Annotated in this window: 37 protein-coding genes; 31 read left to right on the top strand and 6 right to left on the bottom strand. The window is 38.8% G+C overall.

Annotated elements, in window-relative coordinates:
• The first annotated feature begins 138 nt into the window (after nt 1–138).
• Nucleotides 139–309, top strand: coding sequence for a bacteriocin-like protein (locus FY557_RS20590; RefSeq protein ID WP_410495796.1), 171 nt, complete (start codon nt 139–141; stop codon nt 307–309).
• Between the two features lie 43 nt (nt 310–352).
• Here FY557_RS20590 and FY557_RS07685 read toward each other — a convergent pair whose 3' ends face one another.
• The 4 genes from FY557_RS07685 to FY557_RS07695 all read right to left on the bottom strand — a co-directional run bounded on the left by FY557_RS07685 (nt 353) and on the right by FY557_RS07695 (nt 3,002).
• Nucleotides 353–1,087 carry a hypothetical protein gene (locus FY557_RS07685; RefSeq protein WP_149246698.1) on the bottom strand — a complete coding sequence of 245 codons (735 nt, stop codon included), beginning with the start codon at nt 1,085–1,087 and terminating at the stop codon, nt 353–355.
• Between the two features lie 38 nt (nt 1,088–1,125).
• Nucleotides 1,126–1,251 (bottom strand): hypothetical protein, encoded by a 126-nt coding sequence (locus tag FY557_RS20465; protein ID WP_262713531.1) that lies wholly within the window; start codon nt 1,249–1,251, stop codon nt 1,126–1,128.
• Between the two features lie 3 nt (nt 1,252–1,254).
• Nucleotides 1,255–2,433, bottom strand: coding sequence for a nicotinate phosphoribosyltransferase (pncB, locus tag FY557_RS07690; protein ID WP_149246699.1), 1,179 nt, complete (start codon nt 2,431–2,433; stop codon nt 1,255–1,257).
• 92 nt (nt 2,434–2,525) lie between these two features.
• Nucleotides 2,526–3,002, bottom strand: a complete 477-nt coding sequence (locus tag FY557_RS07695) for a Dps family protein (protein WP_149246700.1) — start codon at nt 3,000–3,002, stop codon at nt 2,526–2,528.
• Nucleotides 3,003–3,228: 226 nt separating this feature from the next.
• Between FY557_RS07695 and FY557_RS07700 the strand changes: the two genes are divergently transcribed.
• The 9 genes from FY557_RS07700 (at nt 3,229) to FY557_RS07740 (ending at nt 12,092) form a co-directional block, all read left to right on the top strand.
• On the top strand, nt 3,229–4,704 hold the full coding sequence (locus FY557_RS07700) for a glycosyltransferase family 39 protein (RefSeq protein WP_185151679.1): 1,476 nt from the start codon (nt 3,229–3,231) through the stop codon (nt 4,702–4,704).
• A gap of 110 nt (nt 4,705–4,814) precedes the next feature.
• Entirely contained in the window at nt 4,815–5,228 is a 414-nt protein-coding gene (gene rpsL / locus FY557_RS07705; protein WP_027381287.1) for a 30S ribosomal protein S12, read from the top strand.
• A gap of 23 nt (nt 5,229–5,251) precedes the next feature.
• A complete protein-coding gene (gene rpsG / locus FY557_RS07710) occupies nt 5,252–5,728 on the top strand; it encodes a 30S ribosomal protein S7 (protein ID WP_062673583.1) in 477 nt (158 codons plus the stop codon).
• Between the two features lie 6 nt (nt 5,729–5,734).
• Entirely contained in the window at nt 5,735–7,852 is a 2,118-nt protein-coding gene (fusA, locus tag FY557_RS07715) for an elongation factor G (RefSeq protein WP_149246702.1), read from the top strand.
• 17 nt (nt 7,853–7,869) lie between these two features.
• The gene (rpsJ, locus tag FY557_RS07720) at nt 7,870–8,175 is read left to right on the top strand and encodes a 30S ribosomal protein S10 (RefSeq protein WP_002661363.1); all 306 of its coding nucleotides are present in this window, start codon (nt 7,870–7,872) and stop codon (nt 8,173–8,175) included.
• Nucleotides 8,176–8,268: 93 nt separating this feature from the next.
• A complete protein-coding gene (locus tag FY557_RS07725) occupies nt 8,269–9,666 on the top strand; it encodes a leucine-rich repeat domain-containing protein (protein WP_149246703.1) in 1,398 nt (465 codons plus the stop codon).
• Nucleotides 9,667–9,756: 90 nt separating this feature from the next.
• Nucleotides 9,757–10,593, top strand: a complete 837-nt coding sequence (locus FY557_RS07730) for a GLPGLI family protein (protein ID WP_149246704.1) — start codon at nt 9,757–9,759, stop codon at nt 10,591–10,593.
• A 97-nt stretch (nt 10,594–10,690) separates the two neighbouring features.
• Nucleotides 10,691–11,524, top strand: coding sequence for a GLPGLI family protein (locus tag FY557_RS07735; RefSeq protein WP_149246705.1), 834 nt, complete (start codon nt 10,691–10,693; stop codon nt 11,522–11,524).
• A gap of 67 nt (nt 11,525–11,591) precedes the next feature.
• On the top strand, nt 11,592–12,092 hold the full coding sequence (locus FY557_RS07740) for a low affinity iron permease family protein (RefSeq protein WP_149246706.1): 501 nt from the start codon (nt 11,592–11,594) through the stop codon (nt 12,090–12,092).
• A gap of 11 nt (nt 12,093–12,103) precedes the next feature.
• Here FY557_RS07740 and FY557_RS07745 read toward each other — a convergent pair whose 3' ends face one another.
• Both FY557_RS07745 and FY557_RS07750 read right to left on the bottom strand, forming a co-directional pair.
• Nucleotides 12,104–14,806, bottom strand: a complete 2,703-nt coding sequence (locus FY557_RS07745; protein WP_149246707.1) for a hypothetical protein — start codon at nt 14,804–14,806, stop codon at nt 12,104–12,106.
• An 81-nt stretch (nt 14,807–14,887) separates the two neighbouring features.
• The gene (locus FY557_RS07750; RefSeq protein ID WP_149246708.1) at nt 14,888–15,865 is read right to left on the bottom strand and encodes a hypothetical protein; all 978 of its coding nucleotides are present in this window, start codon (nt 15,863–15,865) and stop codon (nt 14,888–14,890) included.
• A 543-nt stretch (nt 15,866–16,408) separates the two neighbouring features.
• On the opposite strand from FY557_RS07750, the gene FY557_RS07755 reads away from it, so the two are divergent.
• The 21 genes from FY557_RS07755 to rpmD all read left to right on the top strand — a co-directional run bounded on the left by FY557_RS07755 (nt 16,409) and on the right by rpmD (nt 26,474).
• Nucleotides 16,409–16,624, top strand: coding sequence for a hypothetical protein (locus tag FY557_RS07755; RefSeq protein WP_149246709.1), 216 nt, complete (start codon nt 16,409–16,411; stop codon nt 16,622–16,624).
• Between the two features lie 81 nt (nt 16,625–16,705).
• Nucleotides 16,706–17,527, top strand: a complete 822-nt coding sequence (locus FY557_RS07760; RefSeq protein WP_185151680.1) for a GLPGLI family protein — start codon at nt 16,706–16,708, stop codon at nt 17,525–17,527.
• A 357-nt stretch (nt 17,528–17,884) separates the two neighbouring features.
• Nucleotides 17,885–18,511: a 50S ribosomal protein L3 gene (gene rplC / locus FY557_RS07765; RefSeq protein WP_042720943.1), complete on the top strand. Its 627-nt coding sequence runs from the start codon at nt 17,885–17,887 to the stop codon at nt 18,509–18,511.
• Nucleotides 18,502–19,131, top strand: a complete 630-nt coding sequence (rplD, locus tag FY557_RS07770) for a 50S ribosomal protein L4 (protein ID WP_149246711.1) — start codon at nt 18,502–18,504, stop codon at nt 19,129–19,131. The genes rplC and rplD overlap by 10 nt, the downstream gene beginning before the upstream one ends.
• Before the next feature lie 3 nt (nt 19,132–19,134).
• Nucleotides 19,135–19,425, top strand: a complete 291-nt coding sequence (rplW, locus tag FY557_RS07775; protein ID WP_055987507.1) for a 50S ribosomal protein L23 — start codon at nt 19,135–19,137, stop codon at nt 19,423–19,425.
• 21 nt (nt 19,426–19,446) lie between these two features.
• Nucleotides 19,447–20,268, top strand: a complete 822-nt coding sequence (gene rplB / locus FY557_RS07780; RefSeq protein ID WP_034678013.1) for a 50S ribosomal protein L2 — start codon at nt 19,447–19,449, stop codon at nt 20,266–20,268.
• Nucleotides 20,269–20,270: 2 nt separating this feature from the next.
• Nucleotides 20,271–20,549: a 30S ribosomal protein S19 gene (gene rpsS, locus FY557_RS07785; RefSeq protein WP_002983209.1), complete on the top strand. Its 279-nt coding sequence runs from the start codon at nt 20,271–20,273 to the stop codon at nt 20,547–20,549.
• 2 nt (nt 20,550–20,551) lie between these two features.
• Nucleotides 20,552–20,950, top strand: a complete 399-nt coding sequence (gene rplV / locus FY557_RS07790) for a 50S ribosomal protein L22 (protein ID WP_055987504.1) — start codon at nt 20,552–20,554, stop codon at nt 20,948–20,950.
• A gap of 7 nt (nt 20,951–20,957) precedes the next feature.
• The gene (gene rpsC, locus FY557_RS07795; RefSeq protein ID WP_149246712.1) at nt 20,958–21,728 is read left to right on the top strand and encodes a 30S ribosomal protein S3; all 771 of its coding nucleotides are present in this window, start codon (nt 20,958–20,960) and stop codon (nt 21,726–21,728) included.
• Nucleotides 21,729–21,825: 97 nt separating this feature from the next.
• The gene (gene rplP / locus FY557_RS07800) at nt 21,826–22,251 is read left to right on the top strand and encodes a 50S ribosomal protein L16 (protein ID WP_149246713.1); all 426 of its coding nucleotides are present in this window, start codon (nt 21,826–21,828) and stop codon (nt 22,249–22,251) included.
• A gap of 12 nt (nt 22,252–22,263) precedes the next feature.
• Nucleotides 22,264–22,449 carry a 50S ribosomal protein L29 gene (gene rpmC / locus FY557_RS07805; protein ID WP_089793291.1) on the top strand — a complete coding sequence of 62 codons (186 nt, stop codon included), beginning with the start codon at nt 22,264–22,266 and terminating at the stop codon, nt 22,447–22,449.
• A 12-nt stretch (nt 22,450–22,461) separates the two neighbouring features.
• Entirely contained in the window at nt 22,462–22,716 is a 255-nt protein-coding gene (rpsQ, locus tag FY557_RS07810; protein WP_027387210.1) for a 30S ribosomal protein S17, read from the top strand.
• A 2-nt stretch (nt 22,717–22,718) separates the two neighbouring features.
• A complete protein-coding gene (gene rplN, locus FY557_RS07815; RefSeq protein WP_007839504.1) occupies nt 22,719–23,087 on the top strand; it encodes a 50S ribosomal protein L14 in 369 nt (122 codons plus the stop codon).
• A 19-nt stretch (nt 23,088–23,106) separates the two neighbouring features.
• Nucleotides 23,107–23,433 (top strand): 50S ribosomal protein L24, encoded by a 327-nt coding sequence (rplX, locus tag FY557_RS07820; RefSeq protein WP_146939920.1) that lies wholly within the window; start codon nt 23,107–23,109, stop codon nt 23,431–23,433.
• A gap of 13 nt (nt 23,434–23,446) precedes the next feature.
• Entirely contained in the window at nt 23,447–23,998 is a 552-nt protein-coding gene (gene rplE / locus FY557_RS07825) for a 50S ribosomal protein L5 (protein WP_146939921.1), read from the top strand.
• A 3-nt stretch (nt 23,999–24,001) separates the two neighbouring features.
• The gene (rpsN, locus tag FY557_RS07830) at nt 24,002–24,271 is read left to right on the top strand and encodes a 30S ribosomal protein S14 (protein ID WP_027387207.1); all 270 of its coding nucleotides are present in this window, start codon (nt 24,002–24,004) and stop codon (nt 24,269–24,271) included.
• Nucleotides 24,272–24,415: 144 nt separating this feature from the next.
• A complete protein-coding gene (gene rpsH / locus FY557_RS07835; RefSeq protein ID WP_149246714.1) occupies nt 24,416–24,814 on the top strand; it encodes a 30S ribosomal protein S8 in 399 nt (132 codons plus the stop codon).
• A gap of 17 nt (nt 24,815–24,831) precedes the next feature.
• On the top strand, nt 24,832–25,377 hold the full coding sequence (rplF, locus tag FY557_RS07840) for a 50S ribosomal protein L6 (protein WP_149246715.1): 546 nt from the start codon (nt 24,832–24,834) through the stop codon (nt 25,375–25,377).
• Nucleotides 25,378–25,392: 15 nt separating this feature from the next.
• A complete protein-coding gene (gene rplR / locus FY557_RS07845) occupies nt 25,393–25,746 on the top strand; it encodes a 50S ribosomal protein L18 (RefSeq protein WP_149246716.1) in 354 nt (117 codons plus the stop codon).
• A gap of 18 nt (nt 25,747–25,764) precedes the next feature.
• The gene (gene rpsE, locus FY557_RS07850) at nt 25,765–26,286 is read left to right on the top strand and encodes a 30S ribosomal protein S5 (RefSeq protein ID WP_149246717.1); all 522 of its coding nucleotides are present in this window, start codon (nt 25,765–25,767) and stop codon (nt 26,284–26,286) included.
• Between the two features lie 11 nt (nt 26,287–26,297).
• Complete coding sequence (gene rpmD / locus FY557_RS07855) at nt 26,298–26,474, top strand: 50S ribosomal protein L30 (RefSeq protein WP_007839493.1); 177 nt, start codon at nt 26,298–26,300, stop codon at nt 26,472–26,474.
• The last annotated feature ends 10 nt before the right edge of the window (nt 26,475–26,484 follow it).

A 26,484-nucleotide genomic window follows, 5' to 3' on the forward strand; every position in this document is an offset into this window, starting at 1 on the left:
TGCAGCCTGAATTGTTTATAAACTGGTATTATTTTTTGTATTGAAATAATGTGTATATTTAAATCTCCATTAATGGAATTAAATAGAGGCGTCCGAAAATCTTAGAGAGTAGGAAAAATCAAAACCAAACAAATTATTATGAAAAATTTAAAAACATTAAACAGAAAAGAATTAAAGAATGTTCTAGGAGGGGCTACTTTAGCTTGTGAAGCGCCGGTGGACGGAGGCTGCAGTAAGCCTGGATACATTTTCTGCAGTAATCCATATTGCTGTTATCCTCCTAACAAGCCATTTATTTGTCTTGACTAATCTTGAATAATAACAGGCTGCCTTAAATATGTGGCAGCCTGTTTTATTTTTGATAATATAGTAATTCAATTTTATTATCCTGAATATGTAATAGCCCACTTTTAGGATTTTGAAAGTATAGGCTGAGATTATTGTCTGCCTTCCTTACAATAATCGGTTCAGAATAAAACAGCTTTTCTGGAAGTTTTAAAATAGTTTTGAACTTCTTGTCTTTCAATTCAGATATTGTGGTTTCTTTTCCGTCATGGCTTGAAAGAACAGAATATAGTTTCTGATTATAAACAAAACTTGCCGTGATGATCACACCAGAAGAATCAACTAATTTTTTTGTTCCCTGATCAGATTGTGCCTCATATTGTCTGGTTATAATACCTGGAAGATTGAGTGGAATCTTCTCGGTTAATTTCATTGATTCCGGATTTGAAATCTCTAAAATGTAAGAATTTCCCCACAGATGGTCTAAAGAGTTTGAAATATAATACTTACCGTTTATTTTATTTACCGAGACAGGGCAGGTCGCTATTGCATAGTAAATAAGACTGCTTTTTCTGTTTTTAAAATAAATTGTGCCTCCCCATTCTCCCGAACAGCTTTTCCAGACTTCATATTTTTCATCTTTATACAGCAAGCCGTAATAAGCCGCATCTTTGAATTGTAATTGTTTTAATTCATCAACAATATTTTTTTTAACAAAACGGGTTTTAATTTCAAATACAGAATGCTCTTTTTTACATCCAATCGAGACTAATAGCAGGACTAAAAGAGAAATGCTTTTCATTCAGATTGAAGTTAAAGATAGTTATTATTAAAACAAAGTTACTTGCTGCTATTGTTGCTTACAGCTGAAGTTCCCGGTTTTCCCGGCGCTCCGTTTTTTCCTTTCATAATGACACATGACGTCATCAGGCTTCCGGTGATAAGCAGACAGGCTATTCGCTTCATTCCTTATTCTTTAATTCTTAAAAATTCTTTTGCCAATTCAATCATCTTCGGATCACCGGTGTATTTTCCATGCTCGTCGGAAAGCTTTACGGTAGGGATGAGCTCTTTGTTCGGAGCCTGAACGCCGATCAGCTTCATCACGATATTCATTGGCTTCAAACCGACGTCATTGGTCAGATTGGTTCCGATACCGAAAGATATCCCGATTTTTCCGTTGCAGTAATTGGTGATTTCTTCCACTTTCTCAAGATTGAGGCCGTCGGAAAAGATGATGTATTTAAATAAAGGATTGATGCCGTGTTTCTGGTAATGGGCAATGGTCTTGTCTGCAAATTCCAGGGGATCGCCGCTGTCATGACGGACACCGTCAAAAAGTTTCGCAAATTTTTTGTCAAACTGCTGGAAGAAAACATCGGTGGTATAAGTATCGGAAAGAGCAACACCCAGATCCCCGCGGTAAACATCTACCCAATGTTCGAGGGCCAGCTCATTGGCCATTTTGAAACCGTATTCCGCTGCGTGGAACATAAACCATTCGTGTGCGTGGGTACCGATTGGTTTTACGCCGTATTTCATCGCGAAATGTACATTGGATGTCCCGATAAAAGTAGAATCTTTCTTCTGCATCAGGGCTTCCATGACCAGGTTCTGTACTTTATGGGAATGTCTTCTTCTGGTTCCAAACTCAGCGAAATTTACCCCAAGTTTGGCCAGGGCATCTGCTTTTTCGAGGGTTTTGCTCATCACGACCTCATTGGAATCCCTTTCCATGTGGTTCATTTCATAGTGTAGTTCGCTGATGAGTGCCAGCAGCGGGACTTCCCAAAGAATGGTGCGGTACCAAAGACCTTCTACCGTTACGGAAAGCTCGCTGCCTTCCTGGTGGATCTTTACTTCAGACGGATCGTAATGGTAGCCTTCCAGGAAATCCAGATAAGGAAGATCGATGTACGGACACATTCTGGCCATGAATTTCTTTTCCTCTTTCGTTAATTTAAGCTCTGCCATTTTATTAACGGCTTCCCACAAAGCGGCATCGAAACCTTCCGGGAACTGGTGTTTTCCCCTGTTGATAAATTCATATTTTACAATGGAGCCGGGAAATAATTTTACCACGGCATTCTGCATGGTTATTTTATAGAAGTCGTTATCCAGAATGGAGTTTAAACGTACGTTGTGCATAATTGTGTAATTTATACGCAAATTTAGTAATTAAAAATAAAATCACCTAAATGTAAGGTGATTTTTTTGATTTTTCGTGATAAAATTTCAGGTTACTTCCCAAGGTAAGAATTGTACATCCAGACTTCCTTCTCCTGTTCGGTAATGTAATCGCTCATCTGGGAGTTGGTTCCTTCGTCACCGGCTTTATCGGTAATGTCCAGCAATTCTCTCTGAAGGTCAATCACAACTTTAAAGGAATTCAGGATGTTTTCCACACTTTTGGTGCCATCACTAACCTCCTGGCTTTCCTGAATAGTTGCTACTTTCAGGTAATCCGAATAGTTGTGGGCCGGAGTAGCGCCCAGTGTCAGGATTCTTTCTGCAATTTCGTCGATTTTCAAAACCAGACTGTTGTATAATTCTTCAAACTTAGGATGGAGGGTGAAGAACTGATCCCCTTTGATATTCCAGTGGGAACCTCTTGTGTTCTGATAAAATACGGAATAGTTGGCTAAAAGAATATTCAGTTTTTCTGCAATTTTTGTACAATCTTCTTCCTGAAGACCGATAATATTAGCATTTTTCATGTGAGTAAGCAGTTTATTATTTCTAAAAACAAAATTAAGTAAATATTGTGCCGAAAACATGGTTGGGTGATTGATGATACTTATCTTTGAGATTTTTAGAATGAATGTAAATATGAGATCGTCTCCGGACACAGGTTCAAAAAGTCTTTGGATTTCATTGTCCGTATTTTTTGCGGTTTGTGCTGCATATTATATTTTATCAATTACAAAAACTGATGGACATTATGTGTATCCTATTGATGACGCTTATATTCATCTGGCAATGGCGAAAAATTTTGCCTTTTATGAAGTGTGGGGTGTTACCCGGCATGAGTTTTCTTCCACTTCTTCTTCGCCTTTATTTACCTTACTTTTAAGTTTTTTAATTAAAATTTTCGGAAATAATGACCAGATTCCTTTGGGTGTGAATCTCATTTTCGGAGCGGGGACCGTTTATATTCTGAATCTTTATTTCGGCAGTTTATTCAGCAAGGTTACACCGGTTGTGCTTTCGGTGCTTTTTACTTTATTCATTTCGGTGCTGCATCTTCAGGTTTTATCCGGAATGGAGCATGTGCTGCATGTTTTTTTATTTGCTTTAAATATTTATTGCCTTACCCGTCTTGAAAATAAACGGACTTTATTAGGATTCTACCTATCTTTAGTATTGATGGGGCTGGTCCGTTTCGAGAGCATGTTTTATTTTGCCGTACTGGCTTTTGCTTTTATGGTGCTTAAAAAATGGGAGAGGGCAGTTTTTATTTTATTGGCGGGTTTTATTCCGATTGCTGTTTTCTGTTATATCAATTATCAGCATGACGGATACCTCTTTCCTAATTCGGTGGTAGTAAAAGGAACAAAGCTTCCATTTGACAGCCATCTTCCGCATCAGCTGAAACAGATTTTTCTGGATAATTTCCTTCTAAATATCAGTTTTTATAAGATCGGGTTTTTTCCGATACTGATAGGTCTGGTGTTGTTATTCAGGGATTTTAAGAATGAAAAATTTCAACGTACCGTTCAGGATAATTTTCTGCTGATCGTTATGTCCCTCGTCATGATCTGCCATTCGATGTTCGCAGATCTGAAGGGGCTGTTCCGGTATGAAGCTTATCTGCTGGTCGGTTTTTTTATGGCCATTATTCCTGAAGTAAAAGGTTTTATCGAAGATTTCGGTTCTTATTTTAAAAAAGAAAAAGGGCTTTCCGTATTTATCCTGATGAATGTGCTCCTGTTGTTCTATAAATCTTTCAGTGCGCACCAGATGTTGTCTGAAGGCGGGAAGAATATTTACGAACAGCAGATCCAGTCGGCAAAATTCCTGCATGCTTATTATAATGAAGCAGAAGTAGTAGCCAATGACATCGGGGCTGTTACTTATTTTACGGACATCCACCTGCTGGATACTGCGGGGCTGGGTTCTACAGAAACCATTCCTTTTAATGAAAATAAAAGAAAACCCGATCCTGCATTTGAATATTTCCTTACCCGGTATACGGCTGACCGGAAATATGATATTGCTGTCATCTATGATGCATGGCTGAAGCCTTACATCCCTAAAAACTGGAAGAAAGCAGCCGTCCTGAAAATAAAAAATCCCGTTACGGTTGCAAGAGACGAAGTGTCGATCTATTCTGTAAATAATGCAGCCTTACCTGAACTTAAAGAGAATATCCGAAAATTTAAATGGAACCGGAATGTTCAGGTTACCGTGGTGGATTAAACCGTAAGTTGCTGTTAATTAATTTTTAAATAAAAATATTATTTCTCCATAACTGCTTGTTAATTAAAAAAATATTATTATTTTTGCACCCTAAAATAAAAAGCAATTAAATGCCTACTATTCAACAATTAGTAAGAAAAGGAAGAGCCACGCTTGCCAAGAAGAGCAAATCGGCTGCCCTTGATTCTTGTCCACAAAGACGCGGAGTATGTACGAGAGTATATACTACCACCCCTAAGAAACCTAACTCTGCACTAAGAAAAGTTGCAAGGGTAAGACTTTCTAACGGGAAAGAAGTCAACGCCTACATCCCGGGCGAAGGACATAATCTTCAGGAGCACTCGATAGTATTGGTGAGAGGCGGAAGGGTGAAAGACCTACCGGGAGTACGTTACCACATCGTAAGAGGTGCATTGGACACTGCAGGTGTAAATGGAAGAACACAGAGAAGATCTAAGTACGGAGCTAAGAGACCTAAGCCAGGTCAGGCACCGGCTGCACCGGCTAAAGGAAAGAAAAAATAATCATTAAATAAGGTACAGAAACAATGAGAAAGACAAAAGCGAAAAAAAGACCGTTGTTACCAGATCCGAAATTTAATGATCAATTGGTAACAAGATTCGTAAACAACCTGATGCTTGACGGTAAGAAGTCAATCGCATTCAAAATTTTCTATGATGCATTGGATATCGTAGAAACTAAAAAAGGAGATAACGAGAAGACAGCCCTTGAAATCTGGAAAGATGCACTTACTAACGTAATGCCTCACGTAGAAGTACGTTCCAGAAGAGTAGGTGGAGCTAACTTCCAGATCCCGATGCCAATCAGAGCTGACAGAAAAATTTCTATGGCAATGAAATGGTTAATCAAATATTCTAAAGCCAGAAATGATAAGTCAATGGCTTTGAAATTGGCTAACGAGGTAGTAGCTGCTTCAAGAGAAGAAGGTGCTGCTTTCAAAAAGAAATCCGATACTCACAAAATGGCGGAAGCGAACAAAGCTTTCTCACACTTCAAATTCTAATCTGAAATGGGAAGAGATCTTAAATTTACAAGAAATATTGGTATTGCTGCTCACATCGATGCAGGTAAGACTACCACTACAGAAAGGATTTTATTCTATACAGGTGTAAACCACAAAATTGGAGAGGTTCACGATGGTGCTTCTACAATGGACTGGATGGAGCAGGAAGCAGAAAGAGGGATTACCATCACTTCTGCGGCCACTACTTGTTCTTGGAATTTTCCAACAGATCAGGGTAAGAAATTACCTGAAACAATGCCTTACCACTTCAACATTATCGATACCCCGGGACACGTTGACTTCACCGTAGAAGTAAACCGTTCTTTGAGAGTATTGGACGGATTGGTATTCCTTTTCTCTGCCGTAGACGGTGTAGAGCCTCAGTCTGAAACAAACTGGAGACTTGCCGATAACTACAAAGTAGCAAGAATGGGATTCGTAAACAAAATGGACAGACAGGGTGCTGACTTCTTGAACGTTGTAAAACAAGTAAAAGAAATGTTAGGATCAAACGCCGTTCCAATCGTTTTACCAATCGGTGCTGAAGAGGATTTCAAAGGAGTTGTAGACTTAATCAAAAACAGAGCGATCATCTGGGATGAAGCAGGACAGGGTGCTACTTATGAAGTAGTTCCGATTCCTGAAGACATGAAGGATGAAGTTCTTGAATATAGAGAGAAACTGGTAGAAGCGGTAGCTGACTACGATGAAACTTTGATGGAGAAATTCTTCGAAGATCCGGATTCAATTTCTGAAGAGGAAATCAACGAAGCGCTTAGAAAAGCAACTATCGATCTTTCTATTATCCCAATGACTTGTGGATCTTCTTTCAAAAACAAAGGGGTACAGTTCATGCTGGATGCTGTTTGTAAATATCTTCCTTCTCCATTGGATAAGGACAATATTACAGGAACAGACCCAAGAACTGACGCTGATATCGAAAGAAAACCATCTGTTCAGGAACCTTTCTCTGCATTAGCTTTCAAAATTGCTACTGACCCATTCGTAGGTAGGCTGGCATTCTTCAGAGCTTATTCAGGAAGACTTGATGCTGGTTCTTATGTATTGAACACAAGATCCGGTAACAAAGAAAGAATCTCAAGAATCTATCAGATGCACGCGAACAAGCAAAACCCGGTTGAGTATATCGAGGCTGGAGATATCGGTGCTGCTGTAGGATTTAAAGATATTAAAACAGGAGATACCCTATCTGATGAAAAGAACCCAATCGTTCTTGAATCAATGATCTTCCCGGATCCGGTAATCGGTATCGCTGTTGAGCCTAAAACGAAAGCTGACCAGGATAAAATGGGTAATGCTTTAGCTAAATTAGCTGAAGAGGATCCAACGTTCCAGGTTAAGACTGACGAGGCTTCAGGACAAACCATCATCTCCGGTATGGGTGAGCTTCACTTGGATATCATCGTAGACCGTATGAGAAGAGAGTTTAAAGTGGAAGTTAACCAGGGTCAGCCTCAGGTAGAGTACAAAGAAGCTCTTACGCAGAAAGCAAACCACAGAGAGGTTTACAAAAAGCAGTCCGGAGGTAGAGGTAAATTCGCCGATATCGTATTCGAAATCGGTCCTGCAGACGAAGGTAAGACCGGTCTTGAATTCATCAACGAAATCAAAGGGGGTAACATTCCTAGAGAATTTATTCCTGCGGTTGAAAAAGGATTCAAAGAATCAATGAAGAACGGTCCTTTGGCAGGTTTCGAAGTTGAGGCGATGAAGATTGTCCTTAAAGACGGATCTTTCCACGCGGTTGACTCCGATCAGCTTTCTTTCGAATTAGCTGCTAAAATGGGATTCAAAGATGCGGGTAGAGCTGCGAAAGCGGTTATCATGGAGCCGATCATGAAGCTTGAAGTAGTAACTCCGGAAGAATACATGGGGGACATCGTAGGTGACCTTAACAGAAGAAGAGGTACGGTAAACGGGATGGACGATAGAAACAACGCTAAAGTTATCAAGGCTTTCGTTCCACTATCCGAAATGTTCGGTTATGTAACTTCTCTTAGAACTTTATCTTCAGGTAGAGCAACATCTTCTATGGAATTCGAAAAATACGAAGCTGCTCCTAGTAACGTTGCTGAAGAAGTAATCGCTAAGGCTAAAGGTTAATATTAAATTAGATTAAAATGTCACAAAGAATCAGAATAAAACTTAAATCTTACGATTACAACCTGGTAGATAAATCTGCAGAGAAAATCGTAAAAACGGTAAAGGCTACCGGTGCTGTGGTAAACGGACCGATTCCATTGCCTACCAATAAGAGAATCTTCACTGTGTTGAGATCTCCGCACGTAAACAAGAAAGCAAGAGAGCAGTTCCAGTTATCAGCTCATAAGAGACTGATGGATATCTACTCTTCTTCTTCTAAAACTGTAGATGCCCTAATGAAATTAGAGCTTCCTTCAGGAGTAGACGTTGAAATCAAAGTGTGATAATTACACTTTGTATGATGATAAAAAATCCGTTCTTGCAAAGGAGCGGATTTTTGTTTTTTTATTAATGTAAAGCATTTGTTAAAAGCAGACATGAAGAGAAAAGTTGAGAAAACTGCAGAGCTATATAAGGTGTCGAAAGACTGCTATCATTATAAAGAAGGATATCATAGAGAAATAATCTCGCTTTATATTTATAACCCGGATTATGATGAACTGCAGGACTCTGACAGAGAGAATCTTCTGCGCTTTGCCTCTTCATTTGAGTATCTTGAAACACTTGATGTCTCATTGTATGATTACAGGCTTTCCGATCTGTCTTTTCTTAAAAAGCTTAAATATCTTAAGAGCCTTACGTTGGACTGCGATTCACAGTTTGAGGATCTTCAGGGCTTTTTGCATCTTACCGAATTAGAATCTCTCTATATAGAATCTTCACGAATCAAATCGATTGAAGGAATTGAAAGGCTGCAGAAGCTGCAGCATCTTGCTGTGGCATCTAGTCAGCTGAAAGATATCAGTCCTGTTCGAAAACTTTCCGCAACCTTGAAATCAATCAATTTCAACAGTAACCGGATTGAAGACATTTCATGGATCAGCTCTTTGAGGCACCTGGAATATCTGACGTTTTCCCAGAATAATATTTCCGAAATTCCTGACCTTTTCAATCTCGGGAATTTAAAAGAGATTAATCTGTATCACAATAAGATTGGCAATATCGCTAATCTCAGGGGCCTTCCACAATTGGCATCGATTAATTTTTCCGATAACCTTATTGAGGATATCGGGAACATCCGGAATTTTACCGCACTCGAAAGTGTATATGTAAAAAGCAACATGATTCGGGACATCTCGGCTCTTTCAAATCTTGAAAATCTCGTGAACCTTGATATTTCCCATAATCAGATTAAGTCTTTATCTCCGCTGAAAGAACTCTCCAAACTTAATTATTTAAGCTGCAATCGTAATCTGATTGAGGACCTGAATACATTTGCTTTTAAGTCTCAGCTAAAGTTTTTATATGCAAATCAATGTGGCATCACCCGTCTTGATTTTCTGAAAAACCAAGCTGATGTCAGGATGCTGGAATTGGACGATAACTGTATTAACCGCCTTCCGCATGCTATCAAACTAAAAAAACTCGTCAGGCTTTCACTCCGTAACAATACGATCGAAAATCCTTTTCCGGTTGAAAATTTTCCTTCACTTAGAGAAGTGGATCTTTCAGGGAACCCATTTGGCGGCAAAAAGTTCTCGGCCGGTTCATTGGAACCCGGAACCGCTCTTCTGTACGAACTGTCCAAAAGAGGAAAATCCGCTGAAGGTCTGGTTTCAGCAATCAGCGAGGGTAAAGTTTCTCAGAACTCACGACTAAAAATCGACTCAGATGCAATTTTCCTACTCATTTTTGTTTTACTGTTTTTTGCCATACTGATCATGGGGATTATCGTATTCATAGGATTGCTTATCGAATATTCCGGTCTTCCCTGACCCGGATTTTGGCAGTCTATTTTTATTTTGTAACACAGACAAAAAATTTCAGAGTCTTATTTTATCTGTATATTCGTAAAAATTATTACGATGAAAAAACTCTTGTTATTACTGGTTATGATCAGTATCACATTAAATGCGCAGACCCACCGCTTTATTTATGACCTGATGTACCGTCCCGATTCTACATCGGCAGAGGTACGAAAAACAAACTACTATCTGGATATCAATCCTGAAGAAACCTTTTATTACGAAAGGTCTTTTTTCGTTAGTGATTCAATCGAAAAAGCTACGGGCATGAGAATGTTTGATGGGAAGCTGAGTGATCTTCTGAGTAAGAACTTGAAGACCGGACAGTATACGCTATTTACCTTTCAGGGTTTCGATCTTTACCAGCTAAAAGATAATCCCAAAATTACCTGGAAAATAGAAAAAGAAACCAAAGTTTCCGCTTCACTGCAGCTGCAAAAAGCAACTGCCAGATTTGGAAGAAGGAACTGGACGGCCTGGTTTTCGAAAGAATTTCCTTTTCAGGAAGGCCCTTACAAATTTCACGGATTGCCCGGGATGATCATAGAAATGTATGACGATAAAGAGAATTACCATTTTACCCTAAACAAATCACAGAATTTTGCTGATACCCAACTCAACAGTATGTATAAAAACGCAAAAGGGCGGGGTGTCGATATTCCTTATTCCAAATACCAGTCGATGCTTTTAAGCCATTACCGGGATCCGCTGAAATTTATAAACAGTAGTCAGATTGAAATCAACGAAGACCATAAACTGGGGCTGGATGACGGCCGGATTATTTATAAGCCTGAAGAACTCAGGCAATACAGTATTGAAGAACGGCAAAGAATTAAAAAGTACAACAATCCCATTGAGATTGATAAAGCTGTACGCTATCCTGAAATAAAAAAATAGTCACCGTCCTATCATTTATACTGCAGATAAATGGTTAAATTTAGTATTATGTATTGCAAGGTTCTGTTTAATGTGTATCTTTGCTAAAAATTATACTATGAAAAAATTCCTGTTGCTGATAATTCTGTTCAGCTTATGCATGACCGCCCAAACCCACCGGTTCATTTATGAATATCATTTTAAGATGGATTCTGCTTCCGCAGAGAAAAGAAAAGTAAGCATGGTGCTCGATGTCAATCCGGAAGATGTTAAGTTTTACAATTACGATTTTGTTGTCACGGATTCTGTCAACAAAACAAGGGGAGAAAGTAATGTGATCTGGGACGATACCCCGGCTCTTATCCGCAAGAAAAATTCTACACTGAATTCCAATTACATGATGATCCAGAATATGTTTGTTGTCGACACGGACGATAAGATAACCTGGAACCTGACCGATGAGATAAAGACCATCGGCGGATACAATGTACAGAAAGCCACTACCCGATACGGGGGCAGAAACTGGACGGCATGGTTTACGAAAGACATTGCTTTAAGCGAGGGGCCTTACAAATTCAGAGGGCTGCCCGGGATGGTCTTTGAGATTTATGATGATAAAGACAACTTTAAATTTTCTCTGGTAAAAAGCTATAAGTTACCTAAGACCTATGAGACCCTGAGCATCCTTGAAAATCTTGGTGGCCAGAAACCTGTAAAAATCAATGAATCCAGAGTGCGGAAAATGATGCTTGATTATTACAACGATCCGCTCCGTCAATTCAAAGAACATTATAAAAACAACATCAATCCGGATGCCCGTTTTATGGTGATGGGAATTGAAGTAAAGAGACCTGAGCAGCTGAAAGAATTATCGGACATGATGCAGAAAAACATCAGGAAAAATAACAACCCTCTGGAATTGGATAAGATTATCCGTTATCCGGTAAAATAATAATTGTGCTGTACCACATTTCCGGCGGAGTTTTTGATGCTGTTCCTGTGCAAAAAAATGAATACAGATGTCAGCAAAAAACAAAAATATCTTTGAAAAGTTTTCCAACTGGTCAACAAAATTTACAGGCAGTTCCGCCGCTTTTATCGGCGCCACCCTAATTGTAATCCTTTGGGCTGCTTCAGGACCGGTATTTAAATATTCCGAAACCTGGCAATTGGTCATTAATACCGGAACAACCATCATCACTTTCCTGATGGTTTTCTTAATCCAGAAAGCGCAGAATAAAGATTCCAAAGCCATACAGATCAAACTGAACGAGCTTATTGCCGCCCACGAAAAGGCCAGTAACAGAATTGTGGATATTGAAGACCTTACCGAAAAGGAACTCGATCAGCTTCACAAGTATTATGAAAAGCTTGCCGATTTTGCTGAAGAGGATGAAGATATCCATGCTTCCCATTCTATCGATGCCGCGCAGCGCAACCAGGATTACAAAGATGAAATCTTTAGGAGGCACCATGATAAATGGCTTGAAGAGCAAGAAAAAAAGGAATCAAAATTTTGATTCCTTTTAACTTATCTCATAAAATACCCAAAATAAGAACAGCTTCCCATCAGGTCTTTTGCGGTCTCCGTATCGGCATATTGGCTTTTCAGTAAGGCGAAGTTCGTTCTGTACTTCTGGTTTTTGATCTGATCCAGCTGCTTTTGATAAGCATCACTTTTCTCACTGTATTTCGGATCCGAGTAATCGATGGCAGAAGGGTGTTTTGCTTCGTATTGGTAATACTTGCCCTGTTCTGCACTGGCCATCTGGAAAAGAGCCCTTGCTTTCTGTTCCCGGTTTGCGGAAAGGTCGAAGGCTTTTTTGTAATAGCCGATGGCAAGATCAAAATTATCCGGCTCGATGTAGGTTCGGTCCGGGAAGTTTTTGTAATAATACTGATATGGGTTTTTACGTTCCGTGCTCCAGAAATCATATTTTCCACCATTCGTATTGTCAATATCCATCACAAAAAGCTGACGGTAATAACCTAAGATCGAAGTATTGTACAGAAGGTTTCCGATCAGCTGGTTGGCGGTCGCCGCCTTTGCATCTTTTCCGGAGCCAATCCTTTTAAGCTGAAGCAAAGCATCTGCCAGCTCCAGTTTATTCATAGAGGGTTTGATAAAAGGAAATTGGGAATAATCCTCTCTTTTCATACTTTCCTCAGGCGTACTCTGGAAGCTTTCCCACACATTATGTCCAAAGACAAGATCTGAAATATTGGTAAACCCATTATACGTGTTGGCCAGATATTGCAGCGGGGTTACTTTATTTGCGTCATTATTCCATTCCGTTCTTGGAAGTCCTTTAAAGCCTTGGGCTTTTGTATAATACGATTTTGCCTTTTCAAAATCTGCCTGGCGCATAGCACGGTCTCCGTAAATAACAGCGAAAAACGCATCGATGTTTCCTACATCATCAATGTTTTTAGCAATGATCTGTTCTTCAAACTTTGTCTTACTGGGTTTTCTGTAGAAATCTTCCACACTTTTTACCAGGCTTGAATTCGGATTGTACTGGAGATCGGAAAGTTTATTGTTCATCAGGAAAGATTTTCCGTCTTCGCCCTGCAGGAAATAGCGGTTGGCCAGAACATCCTTCAGAAAGTCTTTGGTAGAAGGCACTTCACCATAATAATCATCCGCCGTATCCGTACTGTCTTTTTTTACTTCCGGCTGATCAACGAAGTATTCAGCATAATCAGTCATTAAATGATCTTCGTATTCCGCATCAATCTTTGGCCGGGAAACAATATCATTAAGTATTTTCATTCTCTTGATCTGTTCCTGGTATTCCGGATTGGTGGTGGTAATGTCATTTAAGATCTCGGTGCTGGCCTGATAATCTTTCTTTAAAAATTTTAAATAGGCATCGGCAATCTGCCAGTATTCATCTTTGGATTTTTCTTTGGCTTTACCGGTGAATTTTTCCAGATCGTCCAGAAAGTCCTTGGTTTTGTCATCATACCAATAGTTGTTTTTACTGAATACCGGAATCCGGTTCGGGTTGTCCAGCAGTTCATCGTCGCTTTGGTCGGCTTTGCTTTCCAGTGAATTTTTATCTTTTTTGCTGCTGAAAAGATTTTTAAAAAACCGGACAATTTTCTGCCAGAAAGAAAGCTCTTCTTTTTTCGGTTCTTCAGGTGCGGCTTTCGCCTGATCCGGTGCTTTACCTGAAGTGGCGGTTTGGGTGGAAGCGTTTCCGTCAGTATCCTGATAATAATAAATCGGAAGATAGCTTCGCTCCAGCTCATTGATGCTCCGGACAGCCATCACTTTTAAGATTTCCGAATCCGGATCGATCTCAAACATCTTTTCCATGGTCGGGATCGGGTTGTTGAAATCTTCGTAGCCCAACAGGAAATACGCCATGTTTTTCTCCTGATTGGTTCCTGCTCTTTTCAGGATATTATTAAAAGAAGCCGTGTCTGAAAGCTTCATCGATACAAAAGCGGATTCCTTACGGTTTTTGCTGTTCATGAACACCTGGAAAAAATTCCAGTTGGCATCACTTTTAAGATCCAGGCCACGTTGTGCACCCGCCAGTTGATCCAAGGCCATGAAATAAGCAGAGCCTCTTAACCTAACCGGTTCAACATAATTTTTAAATGCCTGAACCGCAGCATCGTAATTTCTTGTGTAGTGATTGAAACGGACCAGCTGATAACCGTACCGCTGCTTGATTTCAGGATTTTTTGCCGCATTGTACAGAGAAGTCAGGGCGGCAATTGTTTTGCCGTAATCCAGCTCGGTTGCATTTTTGCCGCTTTCATTTTCCCTGTAATAAAAGGAATCTTGGGTCTCAACGTAGTTGATCTTCATATAGGGCTCAAGGTACTTGGCTTCGATCAGGTAATCGACCGCCTCACGGTATTTCGGATAAAAACCGGCACCGAGCTTTACCAGTAACTGGTTGGATGGATTTCCTTTTTTAAGGGCATTCAAATCACTGATGTTCATCTTGTTCACCAGATAATCCGTTTCTGCGTAATTTAATTGGTTGTTAAAGAATTTTTTCCAGGTGTAGATATTGTCATCCGGAATCTGCGAAGGCTTGAAATCCGAATAAAATCTTGTGGAATAGCTGTGCAGAAAAGGAAGGTAGGATTTATCCCGGATAATGCTCTGGGTAAAAAGATTGAAATACTCATAATCCGGATCCGACCAGGCGCAGGCGCGGGATTCCGTATAGAAAAGCGAAAGAACCGCAAGTGAAAGCAAGTACTTTTTCATTTTATGATGGTGTTTTTTAGTTTATATCTAATAGGTTTTATCTGAAAGATCAGCCATATGTTTATTTTGACATAATATTACTTAAAAATCAAACGGCTGCCCTGTAACAAATTTACGGTCTAATTGATAATAAATAATATCGAAAGGCTTTATTTTTTTCTCAAGGAAACCGACGACGTCCTGAAGCTGCGCGTCTGAAATTTCTTCCACTTTAACCCTGAATCCTTTATTCAGGTAATGGCCGAAGTAAAATCCGTCTTTCAGGACTTCGGCTTCCGTATCGGAAATCTTTTTAAAGGATGGGTTTTCCAGGTCTTTTGCGGAGAGCGCGTTAATCAGCCGGTGCTTCCCCAAATGATTGGTTACAATGCCCCATGAATAAATCGGTAATGCAACCGCCATGCTTTTAACCGGATAATCTTCAATTTTTGAAAGATAGCTCTTCAGAATATTCACATCCAGGATTGAATTTTTGTCTGAGTCTTCCAGCGGGGAAGAGGTGGAGTAGCACATCAGGTACACCTTATCCACCGGCGGAATACCCATTTGCTTCTTATCTTTCACCTGATGCAGCCGGAGCGTGCAGGTAACGGATTTTCGTGAAATCTTTTTTAATTCATTTAAAAATTTAAAATAATCGTCGCGGGTACCGGCGGTCCAGTCACAGTCGATCTGAATTTCATTGCCTGTTTTTAAATGATATTCCGAAGACTTTTTCTCAATCAAAGTGTAGATGCTTTCCACCAGGAATCTGGTTTCCTCATGGGTGATGTTCAGGAATGTCCGGTTGGTGATGAAAACTGTCGGAATAATCTGTTTACCGGTGATGAAGCTCTTGTTTCTGGTAATCACCCCAACCGGCTGAAATTTTCCACTCATTTTATCCACATCAAAAAGCCTGGTGTACAGATAAGGAAGAGATGCTTTTTGCAAGGCGTCTTTTTCTGAACGGTCAAGGGAAAGATGGGTTTTCCAGTAATAGAAAGTATACCGGTGTTCCTGCGGTTTGCTACAGGAAACAGTAAGGAACAGAATGAAAAGAAAACGTAAAATTTTCATCAGGGAATTAAGGTTTCTTTAATATGAATGATCCGTATCAGTGATTGCTAATAAGGTGTAGTAAATGTCTTTGATCAGGAAAAACGAAAATGGAATGGGTTCGATCTGCAATAAGCAGAGGTAATAGTCTTCTCATTTTTTATTCCTTCAAAAATAAAAATTTTCAAGCAAAAATTACACCGTAAAATCACGGAGATTAAGTTTAAAAAGGCTTCGTAAACCACACCGTAATTTGAAGTTCAATCAGGATCTGTAGGTCATATTTACTCTTTGTTTAATTAGAGTAAGGAGTATTTACCGAAGATGCATATGTTTATTTACCGATAGAAGGCGATAAGCTTTAATTATTATCTCATCAGCGTATTTACGATTCATTCTAAGACGTGTTGTTTTTAGTGGTTTTATCTCAAATAAATCCATTGTATACCTTTAATAATTTATTTTTATTTGAAAAACATTAATTTTTTTTGTCTGCTATTATAATTATTCATACTTTAGTGAAATCAAATTCAAAAAATTAGTATCATGAAAAAATTAGTCTTCATGGCAGCGTTCGCCGTTGCCGGAACCATGAGTGCAAACACGATTGCAGAAACAGAAAATTTACCGGAAGAACAACAGGCACCCACTGAAGCAAAGGCTTACGGGTGTGTGGATGTAACTTTATCTTGTGGTGTCACCGGAGTAGCTTGTGGTGAGACAGTAGGAGATATTATCGACGTTGTTCTGGCGGCAGATGATGCTTACTGCGGTAATTAACCGGCAACAAACTTTTAAATGTTAATTAAATTAGTGGTGAAAGAGGATTTAGGTCCTCTTTCGTCTTTTAAAAAAGAAAATATGAATAGAGACATCGTAGCAGTACTGCTGTTCTTTTTTATGGCTTCTAATATGTACGGACAAAAAAACGTTGATCTGGATCAGGTAGAATCAAGATATGTCTATCTGCTGACGCACCAGAAAGATTCTCTGGATAAGGCAAACATCGGTGAAGAATATTTTATCCTGGAACGCGGTAAGGACAGATCTCAATTTATGAGCCTGAATTCTTACAAAAGAGATTCTGTAACGGCTGAAATAACTAACGGATCGAATACCCGCATTTCAAAACTTGATCTTACCTCTATTCCCAAAACCAATTTCACCTACCGGATCATCAAAGACCCGGTGAAGAAACAGGTCCTGTTTTACGATAGAATCATAAGAAATGATTTTGTTTATGAAGAAAATCCTGATTTCAAATGGAAAATAAGAGACGAAAAGAAAAATATTGGCAACCTGAAATGCCAGGCTGCAGTCCTTTCTTATGCAGGGCGTGATTACAAAGCCTGGTTTACCAATGATATTCCTATTTCAGACGGACCATATAAATTTTATGGTCTGCCGGGGCTTATTGTGGAAATGGAAGATTCCGGAAGACAGTATAAATTTGAGTTGTTAAGTTATAAAAATCTGGCTCATAAATCTGTCATGTGGATTTCGGAAAAGAGGTCCAACGGAAGAAAAGTTTCCAAAGCAGATTTTTACAAAGCCCTTAGGAATTCCCAGGAGAATTTGGTTTCAGAGATTTCCAGGAGCGGATTTACACTGGATCCTTCTGCCGAAGCCAAGGTAAAGGAGAAAATAAAGAAAAGGAATAATCCTATTGAACTGAAACCATAGCTATATAATTTACAGAATATCAGATTACTTTAGACAGACCGTTTTTTTTAATGATCAAAAATCGGATGATTTTGAGGTTTATTCTAAGCAATGCTTGTTATACATGCGCTGTAATTTATTGTGTAGAATGAAAAATTTTAGGCTGTCAGATTAGAAAAGGGATTCTGTAATTTTCTTTTTGATGTAAATCATTAAAAATCAAAATATTTTGCTGTAAATATTTGTCAGTTATAAAATTATTCATAAATTTGCACTCTCATTTTAGGGGCGTAGTATGCCTATATCAAACGTAGAAATTACTTCAGACTTCCTGAAAATGATGATAAATAAAGGATAAATTTTATTATAATATAAACAATGTCAGGTATTATTGGTAAAAAAATCGGTATGACATCTTTGTTTAACGAAGAAGGAAAAAACATTCCTTGTACAGTTATCCAAGCTGGTCCGTGCTCGGTTTTACAGGTCAGAACCATTGAAAAAGACGGTTATAAGTCAGTTCAGTTAGGTTTCGATGACAAGAGTGAGAAGAACGTTGGTAAAGCGTTAGCTGGCCATTTCAAAAAGGCTGGTTCTGCTCCTAAAGCTAAATTGGTAGAATTCTACAGAGAATTCGTTGATGAAGTAAAAGTAGGAGAAGAAGTAAAAGTAGACTTGTTCAACGAAGGAGAATTCGTAGACGTAACAGGTACTTCAAAAGGTAAAGGCTTCCAGGGTGTTGTTAAAAGACACGGCTTTGGAGGTGTAATGCAGGCAACTCATGGTCAGCACAACAGACTTAGAGCTCCAGGTTCTATCGGTGCTGGTTCAGACCCTTCAAGAGTATTCAAAGGGATGAGAATGGCTGGAAGAATGGGAGGTAAGCAGGTAACTGTACAAAACCTTCAGGTGTTAAAAGTGGATCAAGAACAAAATCTTTTAGTAGTAAAAGGTGCTGTTCCGGGAGCTAAAAATTCTTATGTAATTATCAGAAAATGGAACTAGTAGTATTAAATACATCAGGAAAAGAGACCGGAAGAAAAGTAACTCTAGACGAAACAGTATTCGGAATTGAGCCAAATCAGCACGCGGTTTACTTAGAAGTGAAACAGTACCTTGCCGCACAGAGACAAGGAACTCATAAAGCAAAAGAAAGAAGCGAAATTACCGCTTCTACCAAAAAGCTTAAGAAGCAGAAAGGATCTGGTTCTGCAAGATACGGGGATATCAAATCTCCAACTTTCAGAGGTGGGGGTAGAGTATTCGGTCCTAAGCCAAGAGACTACAGATTCAAATTGAACAAAGCGCTTAAGAGATTGGCTAAGAAGTCTGTTTTATCTCAGAAAATGAGAGACAACAGCATCAGAGTTTTAGAAGATTTGAGCTTAAACGCTCCTAAGACTAAAGATTTCATTACTTTATTGGATGCATTAACGCTGAACGGTAAAAAATCTTTGTTCATTCTTCCTGAAGCTAACAAGAATGTGTATTTGTCTTCAAGAAACTTACCTAAAACCAAAGTAATGAACTTCAATGAAGTGAGCTCTTACGATTTGGTAAATGCAGGTGAGATCGTATTCTTCGAAGGTGCAGTTGAAAAATTCCAGGAAAATTTAAAGAAATAAATCATGTCTATTATTATTAAACCAGTTATCTCAGAAAAGGCTAATTACCTTACGGATTTAAGAGGTTCTTATTCTTTCTTAGTAAATCCTAAGGCGAATAAAATCCAGATTAAAAAGGCTGTGGAAGCAGCTTATGGTGTAAAAGTAGCAGACGTTAACACAATGATTTATGCTCCGAAGGTTTCTTCGAAATACACTAAAAAAGGTCTTCAGGTTGGAAAGACGAACAAATTGAAAAAAGCGGTAATCAAACTTGTTGAAGGTGACGTTATCGATATTTTTGCTGTAAATTAATTATAATTATAAATAATAGTAATGTCTGTTAGAAAATTAAAACCTATCACCCCGGGACAGAGATTCAGAATTGTAAACAATTTTGAGGAAATTACTACCAACAAACCAGAGAAATCTCTAACCGTTGGTATTAAAAAGTCAGGTGGACGTAACCAAACAGGTAAAATGACCATGCGTTACACCGGAGGTGGACACAAAAAGAAATACAGAATTATTGACTTCAAAAGAAACAAAGCAAACGTTGAAGCCACTGTAAAATCTGTAGAATACGATCCAAACAGAACTGCATTTATCGCTTTATTAGAGTACGCAGACGGAGAGAAGAGATACATCATTGCTCCAAACGGTATCAAAGTGGATCAGAAAGTAGTTTCAGGTGAAAGCGTGGAACCGAACGTTGGTAACGCAATGAAATTGAAAAACATTCCATTGGGTACTGTAATTTCTTGTGTTGAAATGAAGCCTGGTCAGGGTGCTATTTTAGCAAGAAGCGCAGGTTCTTCAGCTCAGCTTACTTCAAGAGACGGAAAATATGCCATCATCAAATTGCCTTCAGGAGAATCCAGAATGATCCTTACGGAATGTATGGCGATGATCGGTTCAGTTTCCAACTCCGATCACCAGTTAACGGTATCCGGTAAGGCTGGTAGAAGCAGATGGTTAGGTAGAAGACCAAGAACAAGAGCGGTTGTAATGAACCCGGTAGATCACCCAATGGGAGGTGGTGAAGGACGTTCTTCAGGAGGTCACCCAAGATCCAGAAACGGTATGCCGTCTAAAGGTTACAAAACAAGAAAGAAAAACAAAGTGTCTAACCGTTACATCGTATCTAAAAGAAAATAATTATGGCAAGATCACTTAAAAAAGGACCGTTCATTCATCATACTTTAGATAAGAAGGTTCAGGCAAATATTGAGTCTGGTAAGAAGACTGTTATCAAAACTTGGTCTAGAGCATCGATGATCTCTCCGGACTTCGTAGGACAAACTATTGCTGTACACAACGGGAAATCTTTTATCCCTGTTTACGTTACAGAAAACATGGTAGGTCACAAGTTAGGCGAATTTTCTCCAACAAGATCTTTCAGAGGTCATGGTGGTAATAAAAACAAAGGAAGCAGATAATCATGGGATCAAGAAAAAGAGAAAGTGCATTAGCACGTAAATTAACAAATCAGGATGTAGTAAAAGCATTACATAATGATTGCCCTTCTTCTCCAAGAAAAATGAGATTGGTAGCTGATATCATCAGAGGAGTAGAAGTAGATAAAGCTTTATATATTCTAAAATATTCTAAAAAAGACGCTTCTAACAAATTGGAGAAAGTTCTTCTTTCTGCAATGGCAAACTGGCAGTCTAAAAACGAAGGTGCGGATATCGAAGAAGCCAACCTTATCGTTAAAGAAATTTTTGTAGACAGTGCAAGACAATTGAAGAGACTGAGACCTGCTCCACAAGGAAGAGGGTACAGAATCAGAAAAAGATCGAACCACATTACGCTAATCTTAGGTACAAAAGAAAATTAATCAAGGTATGGGACAGAAGACAAATCCAATTGGTAATAGATTAGGTATCATCAGAGGATGGGATTCTAACTGGTTTGGCGGAAACGATTATGGAGACAGAATCGCGGAAGACTACAAAATCAGAAGATACCTTGAAGCTAGATTATCTAAAGGCGGGATTTCAAGAATTTATATTGAAAGAACATTAAAATTAGTAACAGTTACAATCACTACCGCCAGACCGGGACTTATCATCGGTAAAGGAGGTCAGGAAGTTGATAAACTGAAAGAAGAGTTGAAAAAATTGACTAAAAAGGATATTCAGATCAACATCTTCGAAATCAAAAGACCTGAGCTTGACGCTGTATTGGTTGCTGACAGCATTGCTAAGCAGATCGAAAACAGGATTTCTTACAGAAGAGCTGTTAAAATGGCGATCGCCGGTACCATGAGAATGGGTGCAGAAGGGATCAAGGTTCAGATTTCAGGTAGATTGAACGGTGCTGAAATGGCAAGATCAGAATCTTTCAAAGACGGAAGAATTCCATTGTCTACTTTCAGGGCGGATATCGATTACCATATCGGTGAAGCATTGACTCAGTACGGAAAACTAGGCGTTAAAGTTTGGATCATGAAAGGGGAAGTTTACGGTAAAAGAGAACTTTCTCCATTAGTGGGACAGCAGAAAAAAGGAGGTCAGTCCGGAGGCGACAGAGACAGAAGGGATAACAGAGGAGGAGACCGAAGAGACAACAGAGGCCCTAGAAGAAACAACAACAATAATAACAATAATAATTAAAAATTTTAGATAGAAATTTTGAATTTTAAATTACCGTTACTTTTTTAAAATAAAAAAAATCTAAAATCTAAAATCTAAAATCTAAAATTTAGAAATTATGTTACAACCAAAAAGAACCAAATTCCGTAGAGTTCATAAGATGAAAATGAAGGGGAATGCCCAGAGAGGTAGTCAACTTGCTTATGGAACTTTCGGGATTAAGGCGACAGAAGGTGCTTGGATCACTGCAAGACAAATTGAAGCTGCTCGTATCGCTGCGACAAGATATATGAAGAGAGAAGGTCAACTATGGATCAAAATCTTCCCGGATAAGCCGATTACCAAGAAACCAGCCGAAGTAAGGATGGGTAAAGGTAAAGGTGCCGTGGAATATTGGGTAGCTGTAGTAAAGCCTGGTAAAATTATGTTCGAAATCGGAGGGGTTCCTTACGAAGTAGCCAAAGAAGCTCTTAGGCTTGCTGCACAGAAATTACCGGTAGTTACCAAATTCATCGTTGCTAACGATTTCGTTAAACCTCTTTAATCTTTGAATACAATGAAAAAAGCTGATATTAAAAATTTAAGCGCGGGTGATATTCAAGCTCAACTTACTGAAGCAAAGGCTCAATATTCTAAATTGAAATTGGCTCATGCAATCAGCCCAGTTGAAAACCCGATCCAAATCAGAGATTTGAGAAAAACAATCGCTAGACTAAACACTGAGTTAACTAACAAACAATAATTTCATTTTACAATGGATAGAAATTTAAGAAAAGAAAGAATCGGAGTGGTTTCCAGCAATAAAATGGAAAAAACTATTGTTGTTAGTGAAACTACAAGAGTAAAGCACCCGATGTACGGTAAATTCGTTTTGAAAACGAAAAAATATACTGCACACGACGAAAACAACGAATGCACAGAGGGAGATACAGTTCTGATCCAGGAAACAAGACCGATGAGCAAGAGCAAGAGATGGAGACTAGTAAGAATCATTGAAAAAGCTAAGTAATAATGTTACAAACAGAATCAAGATTAAAAGTTGCTGATAACACAGGTGCTAAAGAAGTATTGGTTATCAGAGTTCTGGGAGGAACCAGAAGAAGATATGCTTCAGTTGGTGATAAAATCGTTGTTACTATCAAAGATTCTACACCATCAGGAAACGCTAAGAAAGGTCAGGTATCTAAAGCTGTCGTAGTAAGAACAAAGAAAGCAGTCAGAAGAAAAGATGGTTCATACATCAAATTTGAAGACAATGCTTGTGTATTGTTAAACGCAGCGGGAGAAATGAGAGGAACGCGTGTTTTCGGACCGGTTGCTCGTGAGTTGAGAGACAAAGAATATATGAAAATCATTTCATTAGCTCCTGAAGTACTTTAATATTTAAAATTGTAAAAAAATGTCAAAGTTAAAAATAAAAAGAGGAGATAACGTAATCGTAACTACAGGTAAGAAAGGTCTTAAAGGTGGTACCGGTGAAGTTATTGAAGTGATCAAAAAAGAAGGGAAAGACCCTAGAGTAGTTGTTGCAGGACTTAACATCGTTAAAAAACACGTTAAGCCTTCAGCTTCCAACCCTCAAGGAGGAATTACTGAGAAAGAAGCTTCTATTCATATCTCAAACGTAGCTTTAGTGGGTAAAGACGGAAAAGCCATCAAAGTAGGTTACAAAACCGAAGGAGATAAGAAGGTTAGAATCAACAAAAAAACGGGTGAAACTTTATAATTTTTAAGAACACATGGAATATATAGCAAGACCCAAAAAAGCATATAAAGAAACGATTGTTCCTGCAATGATGGAAGAATTCGGATACAAATCTGTAATGCAGGTACCTAGATTAGAGAAAATCGTATTGTCTCAAGGTTTAGGGGATGCAACTGCAGATAAAAAAATCATCGATTATGCTGTTGAAGAATTAACGAACATCACCGGCCAGAAGGCTGTTGGTACAATCTCCAAGAAAGATGAAGCGGCTTTCAAATTAAGAAAAGGTATGCCTGTAGGTGCTAAGGTAACTCTTAGAGCTCACAAAATGTACGAATTCTTAGACAGACTTACTTCTTCTGCATTGCCGCGAATCAGAGATTTCTCTGGAATCAAGGCTGATGGTTTCGACGGTAGAGGAAACTACAACTTAGGGATCACCGAGCAGATCATCTTCCCTGAGATCGTAATCGACAAAGTGAAAAAAATCCAGGGGATGGACATCACTTTCGTTACTACAGCGAAAACAGATAAAGAAGCTAAAGCATTATTAACTCACTTCGGTTTACCATTCAAAAAGAACTAAGAAATGGCTAAAGAATCAATGAAAGCGCGTGAGCGCAAAAGAGAAGCGTTAGTTGCTAAATACGCTGATAAAAGAAAAGCTTTAAAAGAAGCTGGTGATTATGAAGGACTTCAGAAATTACCTAAAAATGCTTCTCCTGTAAGATTACACAACAGATGTAAATTAACAGGAAGACCAAGAGGATACATGAGAACGTTCGGAATTTCCAGAGTAACTTTCAGAGAAATGGCAAACAACGGTCTTATCCCGGGAGTTAAAAAAGCAAGCTGGTAATTTATTACTAAAAAAATCGGAACAATTAAGTTGTTCAGAAACTAAAGATAAAAATATCAGACCGAAATTTCTGAGGTCTGATATTTTACTCTTCAAGTCTTAACAAAACTGATTGTTCTTTAACCAATAATTTATAAAAGAAAAATGGTAACAGATCCAATTTCAGATTTCCTAACTAGAGTAAGGAACGCACAAAGCGCAGGCCACAAAGTGGTGGAAATTCCTGCATCAAAAATCAAAAAGGAGATTACTAAGATTTTATTCGATCAGGGATATATCTTAAACTACAAGTTTGAGGATAACGCTGTTCAAGGTAACATCAAAATCGCTTTAAAGTACGACAAACAAACCAACAAACCAGCTATCAAGTCTATCCAGAGAGCTTCTAGACCAGGTTTGAGACAGTACAAAGGTTCTACTGAACTTCCGAGAGTACTAAACGGTTTGGGTATTTCTATCATCTCTACTTCTAAAGGAGTAATGACGGACAAGAAAGCTAGAGAAGAAAAAGTAGGCGGTGAAGTAATCTGCTATGTTTATTAATTTTTAATTACAGGAAAATGTCAAGAATTGGTAAAGCAATTATAACAGTTCCAGCAGGAATTACTATTACCGAAAATAACGGTGTAGTAACGGTAAAAGGCCCTAAAGGAGAATTATCCCAGGAGCTTACTGCAGGAATTACTATTGAACAAAAAGATGGGGAACTGAACGTAAACAGACCATCTGATACTAAACAGCACAAAGCGCTTCACGGTTTATACAGAGCGCTGATCAACAACATGATTGTTGGTGTAAACCAAGGTTTCGAAAAGAAACTGGAATTAGTAGGGGTAGGATACAGAGCTTCACACGCAGGTCAGAAACTTGAGTTGGCTTTAGGATTCTCTCACGGTATCGTATTGGAACTTCCGGGTGAAGTGAAAGTGGATACATTGACTGAAAAAGGTAAAAACCCAATTATTACTTTAACGTCTCACGACAACCAACTTCTAGGGATGGTAGCTGCAAAGATCCGTTCTTTCAGAAAACCTGAACCGTACAAAGGAAAAGGGGTAAGATTCGTAGGAGAAATTGTTAGACGTAAAGCTGGTAAATCTGCTTAATAAATTATAAGTATTATGGCATTAACTAAAGTAGAAAAAAGAATAAGAATCAAAAGAAGAGTAAGAGGGAAAATCTCCGGATCTTCTGAATTGCCAAGATTATCTGTATACAAAAGTAATAAGGAAATTTACGCTCAGTTAATCGACGATAACAGTGGAAAAACCCTGGCTTCTGCCTCTTCCAGAGAGAAAGGCGCTGAAGCAAACGGAACGAAGACTGAAGTTTCTGCTGCCGTAGGTAAGGCTATCGCTGCCAAAGCTATTGCTGCAGGAATCGAAAATATTGTATTTGATAGAAACGGATTCGTATACCACGGAAGAGTAAAAGCTCTTGCTGACGGTGCGAGAGAAGGTGGACTTAAATTCTAATCATTAAATTTCGGAAATATGTTAGGACTAGATAATATAGAAAGAGTAAAACCGGGAGGATTAGAACTTAAAGATCGTCTCGTAGCTGTTAACAGAGTAACAAAAGTAACCAAAGGAGGTAGAGCTTTCGGATTTTCTGCAATTGTAGTTGTAGGAGACGAAGCGGGAACTATCGGTTTCGGTTTGGGGAAATCTAAGGAAGTTGCTTCTGCTATTGCTAAGGCAGTAGAAGATGCTAAGAAAAACTTAGTGAAAGTTCCTGTAATGAACCACACCATTCCTCACCAGACTTCTGCCAGATATGGTGGTGCTGATATCTTCTTAAGACCTGCTTCTCACGGTACGGGACTTATCGCCGGTGGTGCGGTAAGAGCGGTATTGGAGTCTGCCGGTGTACACGATATCCTTTCAAAATCCAAAGGATCTTCTAACCCTCACAACGTGGTGAAAGCTACTTTCAAAGCGTTATTGGACATCAGAAGACCTGAAGAAATCGCTAGAATGAGAGGAGTTTCTCTAAGTAAAGTGTTTAACGGTTAATATATAAAACAATGGCAACAATCAAAGTAAAGCAAGTAAGAAGCGCTATTGGAAGAACAAAAACCCAAAAGAGAACGCTTGAAGCATTAGGATTTAAGAAACTTCACCAAGTTGTAGAACACGAAGCTACGCCTTCTATCTTAGGAATGATAGCTGCAGTTAGTCACTTACTTGAAGTTCAAAAATAATTTTTAAAAT

Origin of the sequence: Chryseobacterium sp. SN22 (assembly GCF_008329705.1) — a bacterium.
In the GTDB taxonomy this organism is placed as follows: Bacteria; Bacteroidota; Bacteroidia; order Flavobacteriales; family Weeksellaceae; genus Chryseobacterium.